This window comes from Metabacillus rhizolycopersici (assembly GCF_020075705.1).
On sequence record NZ_JAIQUM010000120.1, the window covers coordinates 1 to 9,739 of the forward strand.

The following is a 9,739-nucleotide window of genomic DNA, read 5'->3' on the forward strand; positions in this document are numbered from 1 at the left end:
TTGTCTTCACAATAATAAGGCTGTAACTTTTCTTCAATAAATGAAAAATCTATCGTGGCTTCTACGGCACGTAAAAAATGATCCACTGGAACTAATGATTCAACGGATACGGTAACTTCTTGATTACTATGATTCTTTAAGGTTCCCATCATACTGCATCTCTCCTTATTTTTCCTTTTTAGCAGTTTTGACAGGCAAGAACTCACTTAAACTCAAAAAAGGCTGTTGAGAAAAAACTTTCTCAACAGCCTGAACAGCATTAGGTTAACAACCTAATGCTGTTTTTTAGTGGGTGGAAAAGGTGTGGCTTTGAAATAAGTTTGATAATTGTTTTAACAAAATCCTTGAAAGTGGATGGCTAAAATAGCTTTCATTTGGATGGTTTATTTTCTTTCTGATTCTTTATGATAGAGAAATATATAGCTTCGAAATCAAGCTTGAGCAAAAGAATACCTAAACAGCCAATTTAGAAGTATGTGTGATAAGATATGCAGTAGATATTTTATGATAAAGTGAGGGACTTTTCATGATGGAAGATAAACAAAAAATCCAACCGCGTAAATCATTACAACAGATACAACCATATTCCCCGGGGAAACCGATATGGGAAGTACAAAAAGAGTTAGGGCTTGATCGGGTGATTAAGCTAGCTTCAAATGAAAATCCACTTGGTCCGTCTCCTATGGCTATTGAAGAAATTTCAAAAAGTATCAATGGAATTAATCGTTATCCAGATGCTGATGCGACACATGTAAAAGAGATGATCTCGAAGCAACTTCATGTACAAACACAACAACTCATTGTTACCAATGGAGCAGATGAACTTATTACACTCATTTCAGAGGCATATTTAGAAGAAGGTCTTGAAATCATTGTTCCTTCTCCGTCATTTAGTGAATATGATTTTGGTGCTCATGTGATGGGAGCGAGTGTCGTAGCAGTGCCTCTTGGTGAAAACTATGAATACGATATTGAAGCTATCCTATCTGCGATTTCAGAACGAACGAAAATTGTTTATATTTGTTCACCTAATAATCCGACAGGAACATATCTTGCAAAAGCGAAACTACAACAGTTACTAGATTCCGTACCAGAACAAGTGCTTGTTGTGTTCGATGGTGCATATAGTCATTATGCGAAAGCAGAAGATTATACAAATGGATTGGAATTTGTTGAACAAGGTTACCCTATTATCGTATTACATACCTTTTCGAAGATTTATGGGTTAGCTGGTGTACGAATTGGTTATGGGGTAGCTTCTCAAGAGATTGTAAAAGATATTCTTAAAGTGAAAGAACCATTTAATGTGAATACAATAGCTCAAGTGGCAGCTACGGCAGCTATCGCTGATGAAAAACATGTTAATGATTCCCAAGCGATGAACGAAAACGGTCGTAATCAAATGTACGAGGCCTTTTCAAAATTAGGAATACACTATATCGAGAGCATGAGTAATTTTGTCTTAGTGCATATTGGACCAAATGCCAAACATGTATATGAGCAACTTATGGCAAAGGGAATTATCGTAAGGTACGGTGGAATATGGGGATTAACTGAACATTTAAGAATATCAGTGGGGACCACAGAAGAAAATGAGATATTACTTGAGACAATTGGTTCGATCATAAAGCGAGACTTACCTTAAACTTAACGGGCAGCGATCTCTCATCTATCTTCTTTTTTCTTTTGAAACTTGAGGTAGGGGAGATTGCTAAACATAAGATTTAGCTTGACACTTTTCCTTTAAAGGGAACAACTGGAATTTACAGATTTGGCTAGTAAAATGCTAAGTCTGGCTAGTAAGTGACTGTAAATTTCAAAAAATAGAAGGATATGGATATAAAAGTAGAAGAATTTTGGGCGAGTAATGAATTGTAGAAGAAAATGAAATGTTAGGTGATATAATATGTTTTTGAAAGTGTATGAATTCGTTGACAGTAGTGGTCTAATTAAGACCGAATGAAATCGACTAGTTAACGTACAACGTAAAGTTGTTGGCAGAAAGGAGTATCATCATGAAATCGTATCTTTCTTCAAGGGCTGAGCAAATTAAACCGTCTGGCATCCGCCGTTTCTTTGACATGGCAAATAGTGTCGAGGGAGTTATCTCATTAGGTGTAGGAGAGCCAGATTTTATTACCCATTGGTCTATTTGTGAAGCTTCAATTAAATCGTTGGAGCGAGGGAATACATCGTATACTGACGATGCTGGTTTAATGGAACTGCGTAGAGAAATTGCATTTTATATGCAATCTCGTTTTCAAGTTGCATACACTCCAGAGTCAGAAATTATTGTGACGGTTGGGGGGAGTCAGGCGCTGGATCTTTCATTGCGTGCAATCTTAAATCCAGGTGATGAAGTTTTAATTATAGAGCCAAGCTATCTCGCTTATGCACCACTTGTAACATTAGCAGGAGGTATCCCCGTACCAGTAAAAACAACACTTGATTCAAAGTTCAAACCTATGTCTGAGCAGATTCAGCAGGCTATTCATTCAAACACAAAAGCGATTATTCTTTGCTCACCAAATAATCCGACAGGAAGCTTTCTAAATAAAGAAGAATTAGAAGAAATTTCTGAGATCATAATCGAACATGATCTACTCGTCATAACGGATGAAATCTATGCGGAACTAACATATGATGAATCATTTTGTTCAATAGCATCTATAGCTGGGATGAGAGAGAGAACGATTATTATCTCAGGTTTTTCAAAGGCTTTTGCGATGACGGGCTGGAGGCTAGGATACATATGTGCACCTGAGGGGTTTAGTCAACAGATGTTGAAAATCCACCAAAACACAATGTTATGTGCCCCATCTGTGGCACAGTATGGCGCGATTGAAGCGTTAAGAAACGGTCATCAGCAAGTAGAGGAAATGAGAAATAGTTATCGTAACCGTCGTAATTTTGTTGTTAAGTCCTTAAATGAAATGGGGTTGGACTGTCACCTACCAGGTGGTGCCTTTTATGTTTTTCCATCAATACGTAGTACAGGCTTAACATCAGAGCAATTTGCAGAAAGTCTCCTACTGCAGGAGAAAGTAGCAGTGGTTCCTGGAAGTGTCTTTGGAGAAGGTGGAGAAGGACATGTACGTTGTTCATATGCATCCTCCATGGATGCACTACGTGAAGCCATGAGAAGAATGGAGAAGTTTGTGAAAAATGTGCAATTAGTATCATCATAAGTCGGGTTTAGATCATAGTAGTTCTATGTAAAATCAATAAACGAAAGGCTTTCGCTATAATGTTAGCGAAAGCCTTTCGTTTATGCGCTTATAGATCAATCTTCTAATTGACTAGCTGGTCCGAAAAATTCGAAATGAATATTTTCCGCAGCTACTCCCCATTCCTTAAGAGCGCTATTAACGACCTTCATAAAAGGAGTTGGACCACAGAAATAAAAATCTGCTTGATTCGTTGGTAAGATTGATTTTAACCAGTCTAAATCAACAAATCCTTCTTTATCGAAGTTTTTAGCTGCACGGTCTTGTTCAGTTGGTTGAGAATAAGCAATAAAGCTTTTTACGTTTGAATGCTCGCGTGCTAGTTGAGCCACATCATCTTTCATCGCATGTACGTTGCTGTTTAATGCGGCATGAATAAACGTAACCTCACGCTCTGGTTGTTGTTCGATGACTGTGTTTAGCATACTTACCATCGGCGTTAGACCAACACCACCACTTATTAAAACAACTGGTAGATCTTTTGCCTCAAGAACAAAGTCTCCTGCAGGTGCGCTAACAGCTAGAACATCGCCCGCTTGAACAGCTTGATGTAAGTAAGTAGAAACAATGCCATCTGACTTGACATCATTGCCATCTTCCCGTTTTACACTAATTCGATAATACTCTTTTCCTGGTGCTTCAGATAAGCTGTAATGACGAATATGTGTATGTTCGTCGCCTTCAGGTTGTACTTTTACCGTTAGATATTGACCAGCTTGATAAGATGCAATTGCTCCTCCATCTTCTGGTTTCAAATAAAAGGATGTAATCACATCACTTTCTTTGACTTTTTTATCTACAATGAAATTTCTAAATCCTTCCCAACCACCTGGTTGTTCTTTTGCTTCTTTGTACATTTCTTTTTCAATACCGATAAACGCATCAGCAATTACTCCATATGCTTCAGCCCATGCTTCAATAATTTCACCAGTAGCCGCATCACCTAATACATCCTTAATCGCTTGAAGTAAATTTTCACCAACAATTGGGTAATGCTCTGGTTGAACACCTAGAGCTCTATGTTTTTGCCCAATTTGTTTAACGACAGGGATAATTGCTCCTAAATTGTCAATGTTTGCTGCTGCTGCATAAACTGCGTTTGCTAATGCCGTTTGCTGGCGGCCTTGCTTTTGATTCGCTTGGTTAAAAATATTTAATAGTTCAGGATGTTTACTAAATAGTAATTCATAAAAACGAGTCGTAATATCTTTTCCATGTTGTTCTAATACAGGAACCGTACTTTTAATAATTTCAATTGTTTTTGCATTCAACATACATACTCACCCTTTTAAAAGATGTATTTTATTTACATGTTTAATGATAAAGTAATTGTGATTAAAAAGATATATTTTAAATACATCTTTAAAGAAATTGTCACAATTACATTTCCAAATGTTAGTTTAGCTATTGGTAATGTTTTCTATACAATTTGATATCGTTATGACGAAAGTGGATGAGGAAAAATAATTATAATTGGCTCATGGCCACTAGCAAATAGTGGTATATCAGAGATGGAACAATTGAATAGGAGTAAAGTTTTTAACAAATTATTCAAAATAAAGTGAATAGAAGGGGAAATGGAATTAGGAGTCAATAGATATATAGGAACGAAGAGAGGACAATACTACGATTAGTAATGAATTAAGAAAGAAATTCATTGAAAATGCGGATTTAGCTTTGTTCCCATACGATTCTCCTTGTTGAATTAAAGTATTGCTAGCTGAAGAAAAGGGTAAATAACAAATTCCCATTCAGTAAACATGTTATTTACTGAATGGCAACTTTATCTGTAACTCTTTTACTAAAGTGATTTTTAATTTACATAATTAATTCGGAAATAAGTCAGAAGATAAGTAACGCTCTCCAGTATCTGGTGCCAAACAAAGAACCCTTGCGGATGATGGAAGTTTCTTTGCCACTTGGACTGCAAAATGAGCAGAAGATGCTCCTGAGGCCCCAACAAAGATTCCTTCTTCTGCAGCGAGGCGGCGTGCCATGGTTTGTGCATCTTCGTCTTTAATAAGTAAAATTTCATCAAAAATATCACGGTTTAAAATCGTTGGAATAAAACCAGGGCCAGTGCCAGGGATTTTATGTGGTCCAGGCTCACCGCCTGATAGGACTGGTGACCCAAATGGCTCTACAACATAAATTTTCAAATCCGGTAATAGTTTCTTTAATTCTTCACCTGTACCTGTTACGGTTCCACCCGTTCCGGCAGTTAAGACTAAGGCATCAAGTTTTCCTTCAAATGCTTCCATAATTTCTACTGCAGTAGTTCCTCGATGCGCGTCAGCATTTGCTGGATTCTCGAATTGCATTGGAATAAAGTGGTCAGGTATGTTGCTTGCTAAACGGTTTGCTTCGTCAATGGATCCTTGCATGCGTAGACTTGCAGGGGTAAGATAGACTTCTGCTCCGTATGCCTTCATTATTTTCACACGCTCTGCCGTTGCATTATCAGGCATTGTAATAATACAGCGATACCCTTTCACCGCACTTACCATTGCAATCCCAATACCAGTATTGCCTGATGTAGGTTCAATGATCGTGCTTTTTCCAGGAATTAATTTTCCCTCTGCTTCAGCGCGTTCGATCATACTAATGGCCGCACGATCTTTCACACTTCCACCTGGGTTGAAAGATTCAAGTTTTATGTATACTTCCCCTCCAGTTGGGTCATTAACTCTATTAAATTTTACAATTGGAGTTTTTCCGATTAAATCAAGAATGGAGTTGTAAAGTTTCATTTTTCTATCTACCTTTCTACTTTTATATTTCTTATGATAAAGGTTTTAGTTTGTTATTTCAAAATCCTTTAATGATAATATATTATTCTGATTGGAATAGTTGATTTTGAGTTAGCGTATTATACTTTGTTCAAATATTTAAATAAATCTACTAATTTAAAGGATTCAAACAACCTAGTTTTATAGTTTTTTACAATATATGCTATTATTTAAGGGACAGTAATCCAAAAAAATGTTCGGATTTCCTCTATTTAATATCCGGATAATGAAACTATGTGATCGATGGCATTTGAAAGATAAGGAAAGGGTAAAACATGAAAGGTGGAATGAAAATGAAATATAATTTCGATGAAATCGTTAATCGTAGAGGGACCTATTCTGTTAAATGGGACGGTGGCGAATTTATTAAAAGAGCGGGTCTTACTAAAAGATATGATGAGGAAACGTTACCTTTATTTACAGCTGATATGGATTTACCTGTACCGCAACCTTTGTTAGATGCGTTACATAAAACTGTGGACAACCGAATATTTGGTTATTCAATCTTTCCTAATGAGTACTATGAAGCTATTCAATATTGGTTTAAAAAGAGACATGATTGGGAAATTAAGAAGGAAGAAATCATTTACAGTCCAGGAACTGTTCATGCATTGAATATTGCAGTAAGGGCATTCACGGAGCCAGGCGACGGCGTTATTATTCAGAGACCGGTTTACCCGCCATTTACAAGAGCAATAGAAGGTAATGGGAGACAAGTAGTGAATAATGCGCTTATATGTGATGATGAAGGCTATTATTCGATAGACTTTGAGGATTTTGAAGCGAAAGCAAAGGAAGAAAAGACGAAACTGTTTATTTTATGTAATCCCCATAATCCAATTGGAAGAGTTTTTAATCGGGAAGAGCTTAAAAAACTAGCTGATATTTGTGTGCAAAATGGTGTGCTCATCATTGCTGATGAAATTCACGGTGATTTAATTCGACGTCATCAAACATTTATTCCAATCGCAAAAGTAACGGACAACAATGATCATATTATTACGTGTACTGCAATCAACAAAACATTTAATGTAGCAGGACTTCATTGTACAAATGTTATTATACCTAATCAAGCTCATAAAAAAACATTCAGTAAAGAAATGGGTATGCAAATGGCATCACCATTCACCATCTCTGCGCTCATCGCTGTATACAATGAGGGAGAGGATTGGTTAGAACAGTTAAAAGAATATATCGATGGCACAATGGAATTCGTTCAACGATTCTTAGCTGAAAAGATGCCTAAAGTAAAAGTGAGAATTCCAGAAGGAACGTATGTGATGTGGATGGACTTTAGCGCTTACGGTATTTCTCCAAAAGAAGTTCACGATCGTATTTATAACAAGGCTAATGTAATATTAGAAGATGGAAGTATGTTTGGAGACGAAGGTGTAAATTATCAAAGAATTTGTATCCCATCTCCTAGACCTATGATTAAGGAAGCATTTGAAAGAATAGCAAGAGAATTTGAAGAATTAAATTAAATTGTGGATGAATGAATAGTGCTTAATAAATAACAATTCATCGTTTAGGTTTCTAAAGTGGAAAACATTTAAACTAATAATGAATTTTGAAAAGGGATATCTAAATGAAGGTCGTGCTTTAAGCTTTTATTGGTTCAATCATACTACATGTGATGTATATAGTTTGTACGATGTTTGCTGGTTTTATCAAAATAAAATTCTATAAACCGGGTATTTCAAGTGCGTGGGGTAAAGTAGGCACTCTTCAAAATGAAGTGAATTTCAGTATGGTTACTTCCCCGTTTTTTCATATCAACACTTTAGTAGGAGTAGCTGTTATTTGTGGCATAAAATTATTTTCCCTAGGCACACTAACAGACTTGGTGAAAAAGATTTGATTAAGCAAGAAAGAATCAACAACATCAAAAAATTGGTTGGATTTTACTTGTGGATAAATCAGTAACGATGCAAAAGAATTGAATAAGGAATTAGTTACAATGAGACAATATTAGCAAAAGAAAAAGACAAAATTCTTTTAAATTTTAAGGGGGGTAATATGGAGCTATCTTTATTATTAGAGTATGGTTGGGTTTTAATTATTCTGATTCTTTTAGAAGGTTTATTATCGGCTGATAATGCTTTGGTTTTAGCTATCATGGCGAAGCATTTACCGGAAGAACAGCAAAAAAAAGCGATTAATATTGGGCTGCTTTTAGCTTTTATCTTTAGAATTGGTGCAATCTTTATTATTTCGTACCTTTTCCATGTTTGGCAAGTTCAAGCGATTGGGGCTGCTTATTTAATTTTCATCGCTTTAAAACATATTTTAAAAAGGAACCATGGGGAAAAAGAGAAAAAAGGGAAAAGCTATCGGATGACCGTTGCACAAATTGCTTTAGCAGATATTGCATTTGCTGTTGACTCTATTTTAGCAGCAGTAGCTCTTGTTATTGCCTTACCAGATACTCCAATTGGTGAAATTGGTGGTATGGATGGAGCTAAATTTATTGTGATTATTATCGGTGCAATTGCAGGGTTAATTGTCATTCGATTTGCAGCAGGCTTCTTTGTTAAGCTATTGACAAAACGCCCTAGCCTTGAAACCGCTGCAATGTTGTTAGTTGGTTGGGTAGGGGTTAAGTTATTAATGCATACGCTCGCGCATCCAGCCGTACACATCATTTCTCATGATTTTGTCGAAGGACCCATTTGGAACACAATCTTTTGGTCAGTCATGCTTTTAATTGCTTTAGGTGGTTGGTTTTTATCAAAAGAGAAAACGAAAGAATCACAAGTAGAATAATAAAAGTATAAGCAAAAATGAGGTCAGTAAAGAGAATAAATTTGCGACGAAAAAGAAAGAGCTTAAGATGAACAAATCTTAAGCTCTTTTTTCGACTAAATGGTGCAGTTTATCTTTTCTAGCCAGAAGATTCCCATCTTCAAGACGAGATAGCGGATAAGTGAGGGATGAATGACTCTGTTTTTCTTTCAAAAATATTTTTGTTCAAATATGGTAAATGGGATATTTTTTTGTTATAATAATCTTATCGAATATACGTTCGGGGTGGAGGAGAAATGAAAAAGGCTTATTTTTCAAAAAGAATCTATAAAAATACGTTGCCTAAAGTATATGTAGATGCCATTTCCCACTCCCTTCTTTTGTTTAATCGCGCGAAACATTTTGCTTTTCAAACACAAGTCGCAGAAAAGCGTTCAGGGAAAAGTAAGCGAGATAAATCTCTTCACTTAACAGTGAAAAATCGTTTTGAAATGAACGATTATTACACAAATTCAGTTGTTCAGGAAGCAAATGCTTTGATAAAATCTCAAAGTGAACTTAAGAAAATGTACATTTCTACGAAAGAAGAACAAATCAAATCCGTAAAAAGGAAAATCAAATCGACAAAAAGTAGAGTAACCACTCTAACAAAAATCAAACACTCGTTCATCAAAGGAAAACCATCCTTCAATAAAACCTCCCGTGAACAACAAAAAGGAAACTTTTTTGTCGTGGAGTTCAAAAAGAAAACGGATATTTACTATCATGCATATCAATTTGAACATCACTATTTAGATATCCAAATAAAAGCCCTTAAGAACCGATTAGGTCGATTGGAATACCGTTTAGACCGACTTCAAAAACAACTTAAATCTTTAAGAAATAATACAAAAAGTGTGGTTTTTGGTGGCAAAAAACTGTTCAAAGGACAGCACACCTTACATCATTATCGAAATAACCATAAACTGTGGGTAGAGG

Annotated in this window: 8 protein-coding genes; 5 read left to right on the plus strand and 3 right to left on the minus strand. The window is 36.0% G+C overall.

Annotation, left to right across the window (positions count from 1 at the left end):
- The coding region (locus K9V48_RS25765) for a transposase (protein WP_498043134.1) at positions 1–152 on the minus strand (152 nt) is incomplete at its 3' end.
- A 377-nt stretch (positions 153–529) separates the two neighbouring features.
- Here K9V48_RS25765 and hisC point away from each other — a divergent pair.
- Positions 530–1,645, plus strand: a complete 1,116-nt coding sequence (gene hisC, locus K9V48_RS25770) for a histidinol-phosphate transaminase (RefSeq protein ID WP_224141958.1) — start codon at positions 530–532, stop codon at positions 1,643–1,645.
- 370 nt (positions 1,646–2,015) lie between these two features.
- Positions 2,016–3,188: an aminotransferase gene (locus tag K9V48_RS25775; protein WP_224141952.1), complete on the plus strand. Its 1,173-nt coding sequence runs from the start codon at positions 2,016–2,018 to the stop codon at positions 3,186–3,188.
- 95 nt (positions 3,189–3,283) lie between these two features.
- On the opposite strand, the gene hmpA is transcribed toward K9V48_RS25775, so the two are convergent.
- Both hmpA and cysK read right to left on the minus strand, forming a co-directional pair.
- On the minus strand, positions 3,284–4,501 hold the full coding sequence (gene hmpA / locus K9V48_RS25780) for an NO-inducible flavohemoprotein (RefSeq protein WP_224141953.1): 1,218 nt from the start codon (positions 4,499–4,501) through the stop codon (positions 3,284–3,286).
- 552 nt (positions 4,502–5,053) lie between these two features.
- The gene (cysK, locus tag K9V48_RS25785) at positions 5,054–5,977 is read right to left on the minus strand and encodes a cysteine synthase A (protein WP_224141954.1); all 924 of its coding nucleotides are present in this window, start codon (positions 5,975–5,977) and stop codon (positions 5,054–5,056) included.
- A 332-nt stretch (positions 5,978–6,309) separates the two neighbouring features.
- Between cysK and K9V48_RS25790 the strand changes: the two genes are divergently transcribed.
- From K9V48_RS25790 to K9V48_RS25800, 3 genes are all read left to right on the plus strand, one after another.
- Positions 6,310–7,500 carry a MalY/PatB family protein gene (locus K9V48_RS25790; RefSeq protein WP_224141955.1) on the plus strand — a complete coding sequence of 397 codons (1,191 nt, stop codon included), beginning with the start codon at positions 6,310–6,312 and terminating at the stop codon, positions 7,498–7,500.
- A gap of 535 nt (positions 7,501–8,035) precedes the next feature.
- Positions 8,036–8,782 (plus strand): TerC family protein, encoded by a 747-nt coding sequence (locus K9V48_RS25795; RefSeq protein WP_224141956.1) that lies wholly within the window; start codon positions 8,036–8,038, stop codon positions 8,780–8,782.
- A 275-nt stretch (positions 8,783–9,057) separates the two neighbouring features.
- The coding region (locus K9V48_RS25800; RefSeq protein ID WP_224141957.1) for a hypothetical protein at positions 9,058–9,739 on the plus strand (682 nt) is incomplete at its 3' end.